A 17,714-nucleotide genomic window follows, 5' to 3' on the forward strand; every position below is an offset into this window, starting at 1 on the left:
GTTACGGTGGAAGTACAAGTGAAGGCGGATCTTCTGTAGGAAGTGTGAGTACGCCTGTTCATGAAGAAATTCAAACTTCCGGTTACGGTGGAAGTACAAGTGAAGGCGGATCTTCCGTAGGAAGTGTGAGTACGCCTGTTCATGAGGAAATCCAAACTTCCGGTTACGGCGGAAGTACAAGTGAAGGCGGATCTTCTGTAGGAAGTGTGAGTACGCCTGTTCATGAGGAAATCCAAACTTCCGGTTACGGTGGAAGTACAAGTGAGGGCGGATCTTCTGTAGGAAGTGTAAGCTACCCTACGCCAACAAGAGAACATTCTGTTTCCATGCCGACAGGGATGGATCAAGCACAAGCACAAGTGGCAGCTACACAAGAACCTCGTCAAGTAAAACAACAGATTGAAAAAGACACAGTTCCTGCTTCAACAGAAGACATTCCAATGCCGCATCAACATCGAACAGAAACACGTAATATTGCACAAGTGGTACGGGATAACTTCAAAGGAGGCGTAGGAAAAGTAAAAGAACGTATTGATAATTCACAAACACTCCATAAGACAAAACGCTCTTATCAAATTGGACGAAATACAGGGCAGGATTTACGAAATCTTGTATCAAAGAAACGAAATAAACCAGAAGAGAAGTAACAAGCGTTACTTCTCTTTTTTATGGAAAGGAGAAGGGTAATGGCAAACTATAACATTCCAAAAGAAATCACAACAGAATTAAAGATTAATAAGTCTCTTTATCTCTTTGACTTGTTGTTTATTATTGGCTTACTCATGATCACCATGATGTTACGCTTTTTCATTCATCCTACGCTCCAAATTCCCTTTTATATCTTCATGGGCATATTTGGAGTGTTAATGATCGTTAGACCAAGCACAAATCCTAAAAAACGGATGTATGAGGCGTTGTTGCTTACATTGGTACGAAAGAAGAGCACGTATTGTGCTATAGATCGAGATCAAGAATAAAGGAGGGTAATAGATGGCATTATTTGATGAAAGAATACTAGAAGAAGAGAAACCTACCTCTATCGCAGCTCTTCCTAAAGAGAAGAAAACAACGAAATCGCTTCTTTTTGATGAAAAAGAGATGGATAAACAGATGGGGCGTACAAAGAAAAAGAATCTCTTTTCTCTGTTACAACCTCAAAGAGCTGAAAAGGAAATAAAGAAAAACAAGCCGCCAGAGGTAAAGAAAAGTGTGGTGGATATCATTCCGGTCATCGATCGAACAGATAGTGGGTTATTTCAGTTAAAAGATAATGGAGGCTTTTTTGGGATTTGGCAGCTACAAAGCGCAGATATTAATGCCATGCAAGATCAAGAGGCAGGGCGCAATATTTATACGTTGGCAAAAGGATACCAGGGACATGAAGAAGCGTTCAAAATCGTTTCATTAAACTTACCCGTTTCTACTCAAAAGCAACAACAGTACCTTGAAAAGAAGATCCGAGAAGCCAAAAATGCATTATCCCTTCGTTTCTTACAAAAAAAATTAAAAGAACTTCAATATTTAGAATGGGGACGGACCAATCGAGAATACTTTCTTTTTCTTTATGGATCAACTGAATCGGCTGTAAAGGATCAGATGATCCAATTGATGCGAGATATTCAACTCGCTGTCCCTCTGTTGCCTGTTTCGGATGAAAAACAAATCAATCTTCTTTACAAACTCTACAATCAAAACGCCAAGCTTGGTAATAAACAATAAGAAAGGATGATAAAACCATGATAACTTTACCTTTTCGTAAAAAAGAGAAAACACCCCAAGAGATCAAGCAGAAAAAAGGATACAATCCCTATTTAGTGGCACAGATCCAACCACAAGGAGGTGTGAGTTTTAAAGAAAACCTCGTACGAAATGGTGACGGGTATTCGACTTGTATTCATATTTATGAGTATCCAACGAACGTGAATGATTTTTGGCTTGAGCCAATCATGAATATGCCAAATGCCATCACTACCCTAGATGTTGTGAGTGATGAGCGAAAACAAGTGGTAGAAGCCATCAATAAAAATATGTCCGAACAAAATGCACGGCATGTGAATGCCAAAGAAAATATTGATCGAATGGATGCTCAAGAACAGTATTTAGATATGAAAGAGTTATACCGCCAAGTGACAAATGGGGAAGTGATCAAACGTGTTCATCTTCGCATTTATATTGCTGAAAAAACCATTCCTGATTTAGAAAAGCGATTAAAAGAAGTCATTCATCATCTTGAAACTCATAACTTCAGAGGATCCATTTTCTTAAATGAACAAGAGTATGAGTGGGAATCGTTAGTGACGCATTTTGACATTCAAAGGAAATATCCCAATAAGCGAAAAGGAAAGGAAATCCCCGCATTAGCATTAGCCGGAGGATTTCCTTTTCATTTTACTCACTTAGATGATCCATACGGCACATATCAAGGGACAACTCGTACAGGAGGCAGCGTCATCTTTGATTTGTTTCATAAAGACCAACAACGTAAAAGTTATAATGCTGCGCTGATTGGGCTAATGGGCGCAGGTAAATCAACCTTTTTAAAGAAAGTCACCACAGATAATGCCATTAAAGGCTATAAGGTTCGGGGATTTGATATTGTAGGAGAGTTCGAAAGCCTCGTCAGAGAACTGGGAGGCAGGCAAATTGCATTAGACGGATCAGAAGGGCTGATTAATCCTTTACAAGTGTTTAAAACACATGAACATGAGATTAATAGCTTTACGCAGCATTTATCCAAACTAACTGTTTTCTATCGCTTTATCGCACCAGAAGCAAAAGATGATGAGTTAAAAGAGTACGAAAAGTTACTTCGTAAACTCTATATCCAAAAGAAGTTATGGAATGATGAAAAAGGTGCTCGTAATCAAATTACGGGTCTTCCTACAGAAGCCTACCCAACCTTTAGTAACTTTTTAAAGCTCATTCGTGAAGAGCTTTATGTAAAAGAGGAAACAAGGGAACACCACCCTAACTTAGGAGAGCACCGTAAACTTCGTCTTGAATTAATTGAGCTAAATATTGAAAATTTGGTTGAAACCTACGCTCATTTGTTTGATGGAACTTCGACGATTGAAGATTTTAACGATGAACAAGTCGTATTCTTCTCCATCCGTCATTTATCCAAATTAAAAGATGAAATTGCACAAGCGCAACTTTTCAACGTCATGAGTTTATTGTGGGATGGCATGCTGCAGAATGGAGAACCACAACTGGCAGCCTATACGAAAGGGACATTAGCCTTTGAAGATGCTGTTCGTTATCTCATTGTTATTGACGAGGCTCATCATTTGATAAACACGAAAAAAGGAAATGAACATACCTTAGATTTCCTAACAGAGTTTAGTCGAGAAGCACGGAAATACTTTGCTGGATTGATTTATGCAAGCCATTTAATCAGTGATTTTGTTCCAGATGGTTCCGAACAAACAGCGATTGAAAAAATTAAAAAACTATTTGATTTAACACAATATAAATTCATCATGCAGCAGGATGATAACAACTTGGATACGATTCAACGAGTATTTAAAACAGGGATTACAGATAGTGAATTAGCTGAGATTCCGAAGCTGCCAATAGGTGATGTGCTCCTTTGTATTAAGTCAGTTAAAAACATTCTCTTTCAGATTGAAATCGATGAGGAAGAGAAAGTGCTGTACGGTGGAGGTGCGTAAGCCTTGCATATCGTTTTACAGCTCATTCCAAAAAAATATTTGATTGGAGGCACGTTGATCCTGTTAGGATTATCGGGCCTCTTAGTTATGAGTACGATTGTTGCGATTACAGGTGAATTTGAAAAGGATAGTCAACAAAGTGAAGTAACAGAAATCCAAGGTGGAGGCATTGGCGTAGGAACGGCTAATGTGTCACCAGAGGTTATGAAGTATCAACCGTTACTTGAAAAATACGCACAAAAACATGGGCTAGATGCTTCCTATGTGCCAATTATGATGGCACTCATGATGCAAGAAAGTGGAGGAAGAGGAAATGATCCGATGCAATCCTCTGAGTCCTTTTGCGGATCAGTTGGATGTATCTCTAGTCCTGAATTATCGGTAGATAAAGGAGTTTTACATTTTAAAAGTGTCCTAGAAAAGGCTCATTATGATTTGAAACTTTGCCTTCAGTCATACAATTTTGGCGGTGGATTTATCAATTATGTCATGAAAAATGGAGGCAAATATACACCAGAGCTAGCAATCTCTTTTTCACAATTGCAATATCAAAAGGTAAAACATACAGGAAATTATCACTGTGTGCGTCCTGAAATGGTTCCTTATTCCGCCTGTTATGGCGACGCGAAGTATGTCGATGCGGTGCTGAAATACTATACAGGAACGATCACAGCTGACGGAAAACCGGCTGCTCCTGCGAGTGGCGGAAGTGGTGGGAAATCGGGTGTGAAAGTAATTGATGCAGGTAAAACGTTGATTGGCAAAACACGCTATGTCTTTGGTGGTGGGCGCTCTCAATCTGATATTAACGCAGGACGTTTTGACTGTTCAAGTTTCGTCAGATGGGCATTCGAACAGGTAGGAATGAATGTCGGTCCAATGTCAGGCGTAACAACCGATACACTCAAAACACAAGGGCAAGCAATCAATCCAAAAGACATGAAGCCTGGAGATGTAGTGTTTTTTGATACCTATAAAATAGACGGCCATGTCGGAATATATGTTGGAAATAATCAGTTTTTAGGCTGCCAAGGAAAAACAGGTGTAGCCATCGCAAGTATGGCAAAAGGAACGTATTTTGGTGAACGATTCAATGGAAGAGTAAAACGATTTTAAAAGGAGAAAAGGCGATGAAAAATAAAGCAGCACTACTATTTGGAGCGCTTGCCGTTGTGGTGGCAGGCGTAACCATTTTCAACATTTACCTGAACCACAATATCTCCAATACAACAGCTTCGAAACAAATTCAAGTCACAAATGAGAGCTTACAAGAAGAAAATAAAGAGTTAAAAAAACAACTAAGTGAAGTTCGCCCTTCTGCCCAAGAACAACAAAAACGAGATTACTTGAACACGGTTAATCAGTTTATCGATGTGTCTTATCATCGTGAAAAAGAAGGATTTGAGGAACGGAAAAAGGTTGCAAAATCTATCATGGACAAAGAACTTTACGAGCAATTTTATCCTTCTGAAAAGTTCGTATATGGAGATAGTTACACCTCTACTCCAAACGATGTACAGCTTTATGTTCAACAATATGATGGAGGGCAAGAAGAGGTTGAAGTCATTGCAGAATTTACAAATCATCTTGTTATAAAAGATGAAAACGTCGACGATCAGACGCATGACATTATTAAAGTTTCTCTACGAAAAGAAGAGAATAAATGGATGGTTTATAGTATTGAAGAATTGAAAACAGAAATCATGAAATGAGGTGGAGCAATTGGCATTTAAGAAGCAATTGGAAGATTATCGATTTAATTTAAATCGCAATCGGTCATGGAAGTATACAGCGATGTTGATCTTTTTCTTTATCGGTTTTTTATCCTTACTGACATCAAAATTCTACTTGAAAACAGAAGATCCGTTGTATCATACGAATACTTATGAGGCGGTTTCTTCTAACATAACAGGAACCGTCACGATTGAAAACCGTGTGTATCATCCGGCTAATGCCTCACTGGATATGGTGATCAAAATGGATCAAACAGATGAAGAAAAGATAAGCTTTGTTGCACAAGAAAAGGCGAACCCAAACATCAAATTACCTGTTCAKTTATTGTATGAAGATGATGGCTATTATGTSGTAAGRATCARYGATTTRTCTCCAAATTGGGAAGCACTTGCCTTTGATCTGTATCAAGAAAATGAAGRAAAAGAAACGGTAAAYRTGGAYGAYGTAACSAGTGATTCAGAAACAGATTCAAYAGAAGAAATAGAYGCTCATGCRTTAATTACAACGCTCTATTCTGACCAACGAAAAACGAAAAGTGAAGAAGGAAAAGGAATCAAAAACAAACAAGAATATGYRCTTTTRGTYAATGAKTTAGARAAASAKYTTGTCAAAAAGAAAATGAAAAACTATGAAAAAGCMRTCRCRGTAGAAGCCAAACATAARCRYCAARCKCARCAAGAARTGAAYGAGTTACAACGTGATATGAAGTACCWAGTGRAYGARGAAAAAGCYGATACRGAATCAAARATTGCGWTGAAAAAGRATGCCATYCAATCRAGTGATGAAAGCATTCAGCTYTATGAAGATGAACAAAAAAGYTTRCARGAAAAGCTCCAAAAATTRAATGAAAAGCAACAAGATTTAGCCATGAAGTGAAAAAAGAGGTGTCGCCACTGACTCGCCAATGTGTCGCCAGAGAGTCGCCRGACACCGTTTTGGAGTCGCCAGAGAGTCGCCACTTTGGGCTTTTTGATGTACCCACGGTTTTGCTAGGCTYTGCCTAGCCCCMCACCYATKGTGGGGGCAAAAACCCCTTATGCTCTTCTCTCTGTTTTGGGGAGAGCACTAAAAATTGAGAGAGGTCGGATAAAATGGAAATTAAAGTTCGAAATGTTGATCCTATTGCAGTTAAAAAAATTGATGAAATGGCGAAAAGAAAAAACATATCACGTCAGGAATTTTTAAAAAGTCAGCTTGAAATGTTGGCTTTTTTTCATGAACAAACCAACAGAGAATTACAACTTGAAAACATGCTAGAGAAAGTTCTTCAAATGATGGGTCAGTGCTCAACAACAATGGAAAATATGAATGAAATAATGCATGAATTGATGGGAGGAGATGAACCGTTATGATGAAAGAGCGTATGAAAGTATCGTTACCAACTGAAGTGAAAAAGTATATCCAATCTTATATGAAAGAACATCACTTGTCATTTACGGGTGATGCGATTTCTCGTATCTGTCAGGAGCATGAGGAAGCGCAAAAGAGAAAGGATGATTCGATAAAAAAAATCATAAAGAATGTTACTCAAAATATAGAGGGTCTTTTTCAGAGGGAACGACTTCATATTAAAAAAGAGTTGCTATATATGGAGCAAAATATTGAACGATCTACGAGGAACAGTTTAAAAGAAGTTGAGGATTATAGCATAGCAAAACGGGGTGAGCTTTTCGCTTCTTTATTGGAGGGATATGAAAAATGAATCAGTCCTCTGTTACACCAGGAGTCGTGCTTAAAACGAAATTTGTTACGTCTGATAAGAAAGCATTTCAAGAGTACGTGGAATATGTTGATCGTGACGATGCAAAGAAAGATCAAGAAGCACATGAAAAACTATTTTCTCTTTATCAAGACTATATGAATAACCCTGATAAGACGTCCTCTTTATTTACAGAGCACTCAAATCAGTTAAATGAATATGAGAAAAAAGAATTGAAAGGTTTATTTGAAACAGCACAAAAAAATAACAGTATCATGTGGCAAGATGTTATTACATTTCATAACCCTTGGCTCCAAGAAAATGGTTTATATGACGCTCATACTCATACAGTGGATGAGAAAAAATTAATGGAGATTACCCGTCAGTCCATGAAGGAAATGCTTAAAAGGGAAAGGCTAGATCAGTCAGCTATTTGGTCTGCTGCCATACACTACAACACGGACAACATTCATATTCATGTTGCGACAGTAGAACCACATCCTACACGTGATCGGGGCAAAAGAAAACCCAAAACGTTAGATGCCATGAAATCAAAAGTGGTGAGTCAGATTCTTGAACGTGGGCAGGAACAAAAAGAAATAAATGATTTAATCCGTAAAAACATGGTAGGAAGCAAGAAACAGGATTCCTCTTTTAAATGGAGAAATCGAGAGCTTAAACCACTCTTTTTGCACATCTATAATCATCTTCCAGAAGATAAGAGGCAATGGCAATACAGTTATAACACGTTGCAACCTTTACGATCGTCTATTGATATATTAAGTGCAAAATATATTCAAAAGTATCATGCAAAAGAGTTTGAACAGTTCAATAAGAAATTGGATCAAGAAGTAGAGGTATTAAGGAAGGCATACGGTGAAGGGACATTTGATAAGAAACGGTACGAACATTATAAACAAAACAAAACAGATGAATTATATAAACGAATGGGCAATGCTTTTTTAAGTGAAATGCGTGAGTATGATCGCAAACAAACACATATCAAAAAAGTATTGGCTTCTTCTTCTGGGGCAAAGCAAAAATCCTACTCGGCTAATCATCTTCCTGTACACGTTTCTCTAAAAAAAATGGAACGTGCTTTTAAATCAGAATATGAAAGTTGGAAAAATCAACAACATTATGAGCGTTTGCAAAAAGATATTGAACAAAATCGTGAAGTCGAAAGGGGTTATTAAAAATGGAGAAATACAGACATAAGGTGACAGTGGATGAAGAAACAGAGGCATACATTCAAGAGTATATGAGGGAACATAAACTTCGTTTTGCTTCAGAGGCGATTATTGATATTTGTGAGAAATATAGAAAGATTCAAGAGCAAGAATGGTCATTGAAATATATTTCTGAAGTCGTTGGCAATAGCCTACATGATGTCATAAAAGAAGAACTAAAAAAGATTCGTCTTGGCGCAAACAGTGCGGATAAAAACACACAAATTTTAATTGAGTATATGAATGGATTATTTGCTCATCATGGATTTAAAGGACTTATGACGACAAGTATGAGGGAAATGGATAGCACACGAATTGCACGAGAAGTTGTAGAAAATCGTATTGCCCATAAACGTCAAAAGAAGGTTGATGCAGAAGAATCAAGAGGGAAACAACCATCTCATTGATGGATTTATATAAAGATAGATTTAAAAATTTAGAGGAGGAATGAATATGTTTTTTAATAAAGATTTGGTGTTAGCATCGATTAAAGCTGTAGGAGAGGATCATGCCATTGTACAGTATCAAGACAAAGAAGTAGAGGTGAATTTAAGTCCAGAAGAAGCGAAGGAATTTCACCAATATGTGGTACATCAAGAGAATATGTTGGTGCCAATGAATATCAAAACACAGAAGCTTTTTGTGGATTTAGAGGAACCCTGGTATGAACAAGAATTAGAGGAGCTAAAAAGCATTTCGTACCATGAAGAAGGTAAAGACGATGAGTAAAACATATGCGAAGAAATCCGTTGAAGATAAGCGTAAAGAGGTAGAAGAGCTAACGAAAGGGATGGAACAAAAAGTCGAGCAGCATTTTCATTCTGCCGAAGAACTAAAAGACTATTTATCTTTCATGGGTAAGTTTTATCAATACTCCATGTCAAATACAGCGCTGATTCAAGAACAGTTTTTTGGTGCTCAAGCTGTTGGATCATTTAAGTTTTGGAAAGATAAAGGGTTCTCTGTTAATAAAGGGGAGAAAGGCATTAAGATTCTTGTGCCAAATAAAACGGTTCCTAAATTTAAAGATGAAAATGGGAAATTAAAGTCCATTAATAAAGCTACTCCTCAAGAAAAGAAGCTAATTCAAGAGGAAAAAAAGAAGTCACTCAAGGCCGACTGTACTTTTCAGTCGGCCATGTTTTTGAAATTTCGCAAACGAATGCAAAAGCGAGTGATTTACCTAAGATTTTCCCGAATCGTTGGTTAGAAGGCAACGTGGAGGACTACAAAGTACTTTATAAAGGGATGGAAGCTATTGCCGAAAAGAATGGCATTTCTATTATTCAACCAAAAGAGGAGCTTGGAGCCGCAAAAGGGGTTAGTTACACTTTAACAAAAGAAGTTGCGCTAAATCCTCGTAATTCAGAAAAGCAAAATGTAAAAACACTTTTGCATGAACTCACACATGCCAAACTTCATACAAAGGACACATATCTAAACTATACAGCTGCGGAAAAAGAATTTCAGGCAGAAATGACAGCTTACACAGTTTCATCTTATTTTGGGATCGACACCAGTTCTTATTCGTTGGATTACCTCTCAAATTGGACAAAAGGAAAGACCTTTGAGGATAAAACAAAACTTTTAAAAGAAGTACATGAAACATCAGTTGGCTTTATTGAAACAATAGAAGAAACGTTGGTAAAAGAACGAGAAAAAAATCAGTCACCAGAAAAGAGCGATGAAAAACAGAAGCAAGCAGGTCCTCTGTCTTCTCAAAATGTGCATGAGAAAATGAAAGAAGGGTATGAGGATTATAAACAAAAACAGCAACGGGAATCAGCACAAAATGTAGATAGTATTTTAGATCGTGTTACGGCTGAAGAAAAATATTATTCAACCAAAACACAAGCGATCAAAAATGGCTGGATGACGAAAGAAGAAGTCATCAAAATTGAACATCAGATTGATTCAAACATGATTAAAAACGAGAAGGGGGTTACGAATGGTCAAGTTCAAGAACAATCTCTTACTTTTCAAGAACGTGTTGAAGTGGGTAATCAATTCTACCCTCAAAAACGTACAGGTACAGTTAAACGAAAAAAAGAAGAACAGGAACTCGAAAGGTGAGAGAGCATAAAAGCTCTCTTTTTTTATGTCCAAATATGAATTAAATGGAGGAATCGACAATGAAAAAAGTTACATCTCTTTCAAATGACCAATTTAAAATGCTTATTTCCGATAAACGAGAATTAAAGAAGTTTATGAAACACCCACAAAATGAAAAAATCGAATCTCGTTGGGTCAATATGAGTAGTGAACAGCTGCAAGACATCCCTTCTGGAGCTGTTTACTTAACACAATCAGCTATAGGAGAGGAAAAACCGCAGGTTTTACTTGTTTCCACTGATGAAAAAGGACAAAAACAAGCTTATGAAAGTGAAACAACACTTGATTTTTTGAAGAGTCATGATGTGAATCCTGTTTTAGAGAAAGATCGAGAAAYGCAGCTCAAAACAAGCTATATTACGTTTTTACAGGCTCATGACAAAGAGAAACCTCAAGATATTGATAGCATGTTAGCCCGTGTGAATGCAGAAAACGATTATGTCATGTTGAAATCCAGTGCTTTAAAGGAAAATACGTTTACCCCTGACCAATTGAAAGGCATGGAAAATGAGCTTTCTCATCAGTTTCAAGCACGAAAACAGGCACAAGAGAAGGACCAATATCAAGAAGATTACAAACAAGAAGTACTAGAAGTTATGCAGCAGCCTAGTGAAGAAACACAGTATAAGCAGCTATTTAAACAAAGCTTGTTATCCCAATTAGGTATATCAGATGAAAAAGCTTCTTCTAAAGAAGCGAAAAAGGAAGCTGAACCAGAAAAAGCTCCTGTCGAAAAGCAGCTCAAACAAGAAACACCTCAAGAGAAAGAGAAGCGTTTGGCCAAAATGAAGGAGTTTGAACAAAAGCATTCCTTTGATAAGGTGTACAAATTAAAAAAAGAAGTGCTGCAGGAATTAAAAGAGCTCAATTTGACTGATTCTCAACGTGAGAAATTAACCAAGCTTGAAAAAGCATTAGATACTGAGAAAAAGGATCATGACAAGCAGAAAAAAGAAGAGAAATCGCAAAATGGATTCACCAAGTTTTTCACACGGAACAATGGAGCAGTTTCTTCAAAAAAAAGGAAAGAAACGCAAGAAATAGAACGCTAAAAATGGCAAAAGATTGGAAAAGAATGAGGGGCTGAAAAGCTCCTTTTTTTCATATAGTGAAGTGAGGGAGGGATTAGATGGGAGAACGAAAACATGTCAAGGAGGAGGAGGTTATGAAAGCCAGAGATATTGATTTGTTGTCGTATCTGGAAGCCAAAGGCGAAACCTTTGTGAAAGAAGGAAAGTACTATCGCCATACGGAACATGATAGCTTGCTCATCAAAGGGAATATGTACGCTTGGAATAGCCGGAATGAAACAGGGTATGGAGCGATCAGTTTCGCTCAAATGTATTATGGAATGTCGTTTCCACAAGCCGTATTAGACATCAACAAAGGTGATTATAAAGAGCTTTCTCATTCATATGAGCAACCGTCGGTTTCACCATCGAAAGAGCCTTTTCGCTACCCGAAAGAGTTAGAAGTAAAGGATCAGAGCAAAGTAAAAGATTATCTCATAAAAGAACGTAAAATAGATTCTCGATTAGTTAACTGGCTCCTTCAAAAAGACTTAATCGCCCAGGACAAACGGAACAATGTGGTGTTTAAATGGCGTGAGCATGGGGGCAAAGGAAAAGTGATTGGGGCAGATCGACAAGGAACAGCTTCGATAAAAAATAAACGAGGTTCTTTTAAACAAGTCTTACCGAACGATAACCCACATACAGGCTTTTCAGTTGATGTTGGTCGCCCAAATAAGATTCATTTCTTTGAAAGCCCAATTGATCTTCTTTCTTATTGGAGTATACAAGAGAATAGTTTGCAGAATACACGCCTTATTAGTATGAATGGCTTAAAACCTAAAACTGTTGCTCAATCTTATATCGAAGCTCGAAGAGAAGGCTTAAGCATTCAAGAAATGGTGTTAGCTGTCGATAATGACCAAGCAGGAAAAGAATTTATTGACAAAATGAACCAAATCGTTAATGCTGATTTAGTAAAAGCAGATATTCCAAAAGGAGCGAAAGATTGGAACGAGCAATTAAAGAAGAATGGAAAAACCATTCAACCTGTGGCATCACGTCTCCGAAATAAACAAACAGAACAGGAGCTTTCAATGAATGGATAAAGTGTTTCAAAGTGTGTTTTATCTTTTTCTTATCATGATTTTATTTAAACTTTCTACATTTGCTTACCGTGTGATTCGTGAACGGAGGTATATGAAAGAGTTAGCCCAATCGGGTATGCCCTATATTGATAAAATGGATGGGTATCAATTTGAGGTATATTTGCGAGCGCTTTTTCAACAACTAGGATACAAGCCGCAGATAACGCCAAAATCAGGTGATTTTGGAGCTGACCTAGTAATGAAAGGCAAAGAAAGAATTGTGATTCAAGCCAAACGGTATAGTGCTAAGAATAGGGTCAGCCTTTCAGCTGTACAAGAAGTGTATGCAGCAAAAGCCTATTATAAAGCGAATCAAGCATGGGTCGTAACTAATAGTTATTTCACGAAACAGGCCAAAGAGCTTGCAGCTGCATGTGATGTGACCTTAGTAGATCGTGCAGATCTTCAAAAGTTTATTAATGAGATAAATCCAGTTTTTAAGGCACGAGAAATCTTTGAAAACATTACACCCGAACCTCGTAAATGTCCGAAATGTGGGCAAGACCTAGTGGTACGAGATGAAAACGGCACGCGTTTTTTTGGCTGTTCCTCTTTTCCAGATTGTCGCCATACAGAAAAAATCAGTAAGTAAATGTAGAAATCTAAACGAGTAAAACGCAGCAGAAGAGGTCTCTTGTATATGGAGTTTATAAAAAAAACACTATGTAGCAAGTTAGGTATGCTACTTTTAGTAGCCATAATATTGATTGTAGTATTAGTTCTAGGATTGACAAATTGKACTGATAAGGACAGGATCTCCAATGATTTTGCTGAACAATTATTTAAATATCCCCTTCCACCTAAAACAAAAGTTATTGAAAATGAGCAAGCTAATGGAAAACATCTTGTTGGTGGTAGTGGTGGTTATTGGGGAGTTATTGCGTCAGTAAGGCTATCTACCAGACTAAGCAAAGAAGAGATATTGATGTATTATCAAAAAGCAGGATTATTTAAATACCCTAAAAGTGATAAAAGAGGTGTAGAACCTGAAATTTACTTTCAAGGTGACTTCCAGAAAGTCAAAAGTCCGGAGGGTGATTATTACAGAGATAAAGAAGGAGCAATGAGATTTTTAAGTAACTATTATTATGAATCAGGAAAAAAAGTAAATGATCGTATACTCAAGGAAAATCATAGTCATGAAGTGGAATATGTAGTTCAAATAACAAGTKACTTTGATTACTTTCTAAGTATTGATTAACAAACGTTTTTAAAGTGCTCAAATTTGCATCGAATGGGCAGTTATACGTAAAACAAAAGTTAATTTCCTCAGAGAGCGTTTCTCTGCATATCAAAGTCATAGATTAACTAGGTTTTTATTTATAAATAATTGTGACGAAAAAGCATCTTTCTTAATTGGAAGGTGCTTTTTTCGTTTCCTATAAAAATATAAAAAAAGAGGAGAGTTTTTATGAAGAACATTTTTATGAAATCAATGACCGTTCTTACATTATTAATGGTCGCATTATGTGGAGTAAATCAGGGGGAAACAGAAGCAGCAAGTAAGTCAGCAAATCAAGATTTGATTATTATTAACAAATACTACAACAAGCTTGCGTATTTTCACAATGGCTATATTGAAATCGTTGATCCAGTAGCAACAGGGAAAACATGGGACAAAACACCCGTTGGCTTTTTTAAAGTCGTGAACAAGATTAAAAACCGTCCTTACTATACAGGACATATTTCTGGGGGCGATCCTCGCAATCCATTAGGGAAACGTTGGTTAGGGTTAAATGCTAATGGTACGTATGGTGATACATACGGCATTCACGGCAATAACAATGAAAGCAGCATTGGAAAATATGTGAGTCAAGGCTGCGTGAGAATGCACAATGCAGATATTGAAAAGCTTTATGATAAAGTTCAAGTAGGCACACCGGTTGCCATTACTTATTCCTATAAGAGCTTTGTTGATCTTACAAGCGTATATGGATATAAATTCAAAGGCTATAAAATGAAAAACAATTAATTACTAAGCAGCATTCCGTATTTATTACGGGATGCTGCTTTTTCTTTGTCTTCTTTCCATATAGCCCTTATCATAGAAATAGATGAAAAATATGGTGAAGGAGGATATGATTATGCGAGCAAAAATCGAAAAGGCTAAACATGTGGTAATGTTTAGAGCTACAGGAGAGTTTTATGCGCATGAGGTCAATCAAGATAAAATAAGAATGGGTTTTTTTGTCTGTCCTTCATGTGAAGTCAAAGTACATTATAAACACGATCATTTCTTTTCCCGTGAACATAAACGAGATTGTATCTATGTGAAAGAACAATTTAAGAAAAAAGCCTATTAGGTAAATGAAGATTCAATGATTTTATATGGAACTACGGAGAAAAGGGGGAAACGATATGAAAAATCACGTTTATCAAAATGGACGCTTAATTCAAACGAATAAAAAGTTTTCAGCATTAAAGCAAAAGCAGAAAGAATGGATAACTAACGAATTAAGACAACGTTATATTAGTGCGATCAACTACCCTCATGTCAAATTAAATCCCAAGAAACGAGATCAAATTTTAGACGATGTTTATGATCTTATCGTAGCAAAGGACACATGGATACCTTTCCATGAAGTGAAAAAACATTACTTTAGAAAAATCCCTTCTTTTATAAGCAGTTATCGAAAAATGATGGAAAAGCAGGAAGATGAAAAACTGTAGTAATTATTTTATTAATACTCGGGTTTGTTTAATGCAGATAGTGCTAAAAGGTACACCTTTTTAGATACTAAAGAAACCAACGAAAAAACGTCTGTTTAATCATGAAAATAAACCTTTTAAGACGTATAAAAAATAATTTACCTTTATATACGATATGTCATATACTAAGACCATCATTCGGAAACGAAAGAAGCACCCATATAAGGGTGCTTCTTTTATTTTGAACTATAATAAGTTCTATCTTGCTGTTTTTTCGCTTCTAGTAGTGCATGTATAATTGGGGACTCCGTCCGGTTGATTCCTCCCATATGTGGTGGGAATACTAATTTTTTCGAAGCTTGCGTGTATTTCATCCAAGAAAATTCAACTCTTTTTGTTACTCTATTTGGAGAGAAATGCATTATCTCAGTGTCAGAATTAACCTGTTTATATAAATTAAATTCTCTATCTAAGTCACTAATCACTTGGTTTTTTTTATTGTTTTGATGCAGATTATCTATATACCTCCCTTTAGTTTTTTGGTTAAAAAATAAATTATTATAAGCATTTAAATAGAATAGTTTATTTAAATGGTCGACTTCTCGTGCTTTACTTAAAAATAATACATCGTCATGAGCATTGGGGATATCATACACATAATCATCATAGAAAAGAATGCAATGATTATGTGAAATAGGAAAAAATAACTGTAGCCCTCTAGTTGTAAAACCATAAGCACCAGGGTAATCGTTTTTAAGATAAAATGAGTTATATCTGATTAAGGGATTATCTGAAGTAATGAATTTTCTAGCTCCTGTTCTTTCTACTATTAAAATTGGAGTGAGGTCCAAAAGTAAAGGAACCATTTCATATGCTATCTGTATCATAGGATTTGCTGGTTCTTTTAATCCTATAGTAAACGAATCCAAGTCTATTGGTGATTTTTGAAATTCTGAATTTGTTTTCAAAAATGTCTTTGCTAAATGATTTACTAATTGATTTGTGGAGTCAGCATTTTTCAAATTCCTAGCCTCACTAATCACTAAAAAAAGAATAAGGTGTAAATAATCGTCATCATTTTCAGGGAATTTTTTTGTTTTTAAGATATTTCTAATTATTGCTCCTGCTTTACGTTCTATCTCCTTATCTAAAAATGTTTCCATCTTCTTATCTTCTCCATAGAAATTATCTTTTTGGCACATATTTTGTATAGAAGCATTCTCAATGTATCTTTCATTAGTAAGGTTATAAGTGCTTATAGATTTTTCAGTATTAGAAAAATTACGCAAATAAAATTTTGGTACATAATGCTGTTTCTTTTTATCTCCCATTATTTTCACCCAATCCTATCAATACTTTATTGAAAGTGATGTTATCAATTGCATATCTTGTAAAACAAGTCTCTATTTCAGAACAACTCTTCAACTTTTTCCTTTAAAATATCCCTGTCCCATAGAACGATACTATTGGAATTTGCAAGAGCAATAGCTGAATCAGTAAAGTAATTGTTAGTAACAACAATACCTTTTTCTAATTTGTATAAGCTCAAACCTGCTACTACTTCTTGAACAGCTTTATTACTTACCTTACCGGAATAACATTTTGTCTGTATCCCTACACTTAATCCGTTTCTCTCTGCTATTACATCAATTCCCTGATCCCCTGAAGACTTAGTAACTTGGGAGTTAAATCCCATCTCTCTAAAAAGTTCTGCGATAAAATTTTCAAACTCTATTCCATTCATTAAATCAATATCGTCTATGTTTAATCTCCTACTATAATTAGCAATATCAACTTTTTCGAGCAAAGAGTTTTCTAGTTCAATTAATTTTTTATCATCTAACAACCTTTTAAATCTTATATATATATCACTATATTGGAGGTGAATTTTATCATCTTTTGAAATCTTATTATTGCTACGTAAAAAATATATAAATTTTAAAATTTGGATGTCATTATCTGTATCCTCTAATGACATGTTAAGAAATACCTGTAAGCACTCATCGATACTCATTTGTTCTACACTACATTCTGCAAAAATCTCTTTATACATGATTTCTGAATAAAATCTTTCAGCTTCTGCTTTTAGTAGTTTCCAACATACTAGATAACCTTCTAGGGAATAACTTAAAACTTTTTTAGAAAGAAATAATTCTACTAGTGGCTTCATAAAGTGTAAATGGAGCTCATTTTCAATTAAAGCATCATTGTATTCTGACTTATTTTCCAACTTAATTCTGAAACATTCGTCTAATATATCGTCAGTGTATTTTAAATTATTTAAAAACAAAAATTCACTTTTTTCGCTCTTTAAAAAGAAATTATGTACTATAGTTCTATATGATTTATTAGATAGTATTAAAGTGATCTTCTCTGAGATATTTTTTAGGTATATAACTTTTCTTTTTTCTATTTTTTCTTCTATTTCTTTTTCTATTTCTGTGCGTATCCGCATTAGACAC

20 protein-coding genes and 1 pseudogene are annotated in these 17,714 nt (G+C 35.9%); 19 read left to right on the forward strand and 2 right to left on the reverse strand.

The genetic code is table 11. The features are described 5' to 3' along the window. The 19 genes and pseudogenes from AC1DRF_RS07610 to AC1DRF_RS07700 form a co-directional block, all read left to right on the forward strand. The coding region (locus AC1DRF_RS07610) for a hypothetical protein (protein ID WP_477740519.1) at positions 1 to 647 on the forward strand (647 nt) is incomplete at its 5' end. Between the two features lie 39 nt (positions 648 to 686). Beyond that, entirely contained in the window at positions 687 to 977 is a 291-nt protein-coding gene (locus tag AC1DRF_RS07615) for a DUF5592 family protein (protein WP_477740520.1), read from the forward strand. A 13-nt stretch (positions 978 to 990) separates the two neighbouring features. Then, positions 991 to 1,719, forward strand: a complete 729-nt coding sequence (locus tag AC1DRF_RS07620; protein ID WP_477740521.1) for a hypothetical protein — start codon at positions 991 to 993, stop codon at positions 1,717 to 1,719. 17 nt (positions 1,720 to 1,736) lie between these two features. Then, the gene (locus AC1DRF_RS07625; RefSeq protein ID WP_477740522.1) at positions 1,737 to 3,671 is read left to right on the forward strand and encodes a VirB4 family type IV secretion system protein; all 1,935 of its coding nucleotides are present in this window, start codon (positions 1,737 to 1,739) and stop codon (positions 3,669 to 3,671) included. Between the two features lie 3 nt (positions 3,672 to 3,674). Beyond that, positions 3,675 to 4,787 carry a bifunctional lytic transglycosylase/C40 family peptidase gene (locus AC1DRF_RS07630; RefSeq protein ID WP_477740523.1) on the forward strand — a complete coding sequence of 371 codons (1,113 nt, stop codon included), beginning with the start codon at positions 3,675 to 3,677 and terminating at the stop codon, positions 4,785 to 4,787. 14 nt (positions 4,788 to 4,801) lie between these two features. Further along, the gene (locus AC1DRF_RS07635) at positions 4,802 to 5,383 is read left to right on the forward strand and encodes a MerR family transcriptional regulator (RefSeq protein WP_328232065.1); all 582 of its coding nucleotides are present in this window, start codon (positions 4,802 to 4,804) and stop codon (positions 5,381 to 5,383) included. Positions 5,384 to 6,496: 1,113 nt separating this feature from the next. Beyond that, complete coding sequence (locus tag AC1DRF_RS07640) at positions 6,497 to 6,757, forward strand: hypothetical protein (protein ID WP_221791526.1); 261 nt, start codon at positions 6,497 to 6,499, stop codon at positions 6,755 to 6,757. After that, the gene (locus AC1DRF_RS07645) at positions 6,754 to 7,107 is read left to right on the forward strand and encodes a hypothetical protein (RefSeq protein ID WP_477740524.1); all 354 of its coding nucleotides are present in this window, start codon (positions 6,754 to 6,756) and stop codon (positions 7,105 to 7,107) included. Before AC1DRF_RS07640 ends, AC1DRF_RS07645 begins: the two co-directional genes overlap by 4 nt. Beyond that, positions 7,104 to 8,300, forward strand: coding sequence for a MobP2 family relaxase (gene mobP2 / locus AC1DRF_RS07650; protein WP_477740525.1), 1,197 nt, complete (start codon positions 7,104 to 7,106; stop codon positions 8,298 to 8,300). The genes AC1DRF_RS07645 and mobP2 overlap by 4 nt, the downstream gene beginning before the upstream one ends. A 2-nt stretch (positions 8,301 to 8,302) precedes the next feature. Further along, positions 8,303 to 8,740, forward strand: coding sequence for a hypothetical protein (locus AC1DRF_RS07655; RefSeq protein WP_477740526.1), 438 nt, complete (start codon positions 8,303 to 8,305; stop codon positions 8,738 to 8,740). A gap of 46 nt (positions 8,741 to 8,786) precedes the next feature. Continuing rightward, complete coding sequence (locus tag AC1DRF_RS07660; protein ID WP_477740527.1) at positions 8,787 to 9,062, forward strand: hypothetical protein; 276 nt, start codon at positions 8,787 to 8,789, stop codon at positions 9,060 to 9,062. Next, a pseudogene (locus tag AC1DRF_RS07665) lies at positions 9,055 to 10,025 on the forward strand (ArdC-like ssDNA-binding domain-containing protein); the annotation flags it as partial. The gene AC1DRF_RS07660 and the pseudogene AC1DRF_RS07665, both read left to right, overlap by 8 nt. Before the next feature lie 440 nt (positions 10,026 to 10,465). Then, the gene (locus tag AC1DRF_RS07670) at positions 10,466 to 11,497 is read left to right on the forward strand and encodes a guided entry of tail-anchored proteins factor 1 (RefSeq protein ID WP_477740528.1); all 1,032 of its coding nucleotides are present in this window, start codon (positions 10,466 to 10,468) and stop codon (positions 11,495 to 11,497) included. 77 nt (positions 11,498 to 11,574) lie between these two features. Next, positions 11,575 to 12,564: a toprim domain-containing protein gene (locus tag AC1DRF_RS07675; protein ID WP_477740529.1), complete on the forward strand. Its 990-nt coding sequence runs from the start codon at positions 11,575 to 11,577 to the stop codon at positions 12,562 to 12,564. Then, positions 12,557 to 13,195: a restriction endonuclease gene (locus tag AC1DRF_RS07680; RefSeq protein WP_477740530.1), complete on the forward strand. Its 639-nt coding sequence runs from the start codon at positions 12,557 to 12,559 to the stop codon at positions 13,193 to 13,195. The genes AC1DRF_RS07675 and AC1DRF_RS07680 overlap by 8 nt, the downstream gene beginning before the upstream one ends. Positions 13,196 to 13,243: 48 nt before the next feature. Next, positions 13,244 to 13,804: a hypothetical protein gene (locus AC1DRF_RS07685; protein WP_477740531.1), complete on the forward strand. Its 561-nt coding sequence runs from the start codon at positions 13,244 to 13,246 to the stop codon at positions 13,802 to 13,804. A gap of 210 nt (positions 13,805 to 14,014) precedes the next feature. After that, positions 14,015 to 14,575, forward strand: coding sequence for a L,D-transpeptidase (locus AC1DRF_RS07690; RefSeq protein WP_477740532.1), 561 nt, complete (start codon positions 14,015 to 14,017; stop codon positions 14,573 to 14,575). A 112-nt stretch (positions 14,576 to 14,687) separates the two neighbouring features. Next, the gene (locus tag AC1DRF_RS07695) at positions 14,688 to 14,906 is read left to right on the forward strand and encodes a hypothetical protein (RefSeq protein ID WP_097826804.1); all 219 of its coding nucleotides are present in this window, start codon (positions 14,688 to 14,690) and stop codon (positions 14,904 to 14,906) included. Between the two features lie 55 nt (positions 14,907 to 14,961). Next, positions 14,962 to 15,273: a hypothetical protein gene (locus AC1DRF_RS07700; protein WP_427599633.1), complete on the forward strand. Its 312-nt coding sequence runs from the start codon at positions 14,962 to 14,964 to the stop codon at positions 15,271 to 15,273. 215 nt (positions 15,274 to 15,488) lie between these two features. On the opposite strand, the gene AC1DRF_RS07705 is transcribed toward AC1DRF_RS07700, so the two are convergent. Continuing rightward, positions 15,489 to 16,583, reverse strand: a complete 1,095-nt coding sequence (locus tag AC1DRF_RS07705) for a DUF4238 domain-containing protein (protein WP_477740533.1) — start codon at positions 16,581 to 16,583, stop codon at positions 15,489 to 15,491. Positions 16,584 to 16,660: 77 nt separating this feature from the next. Further along, a partial coding sequence (locus AC1DRF_RS07710; RefSeq protein WP_477740534.1) for a restriction endonuclease occupies positions 16,661 to 17,714 on the reverse strand: 1,054 nt, incomplete at its 5' end.

The organism is Priestia sp. P5_B4, assembly GCF_056400385.1.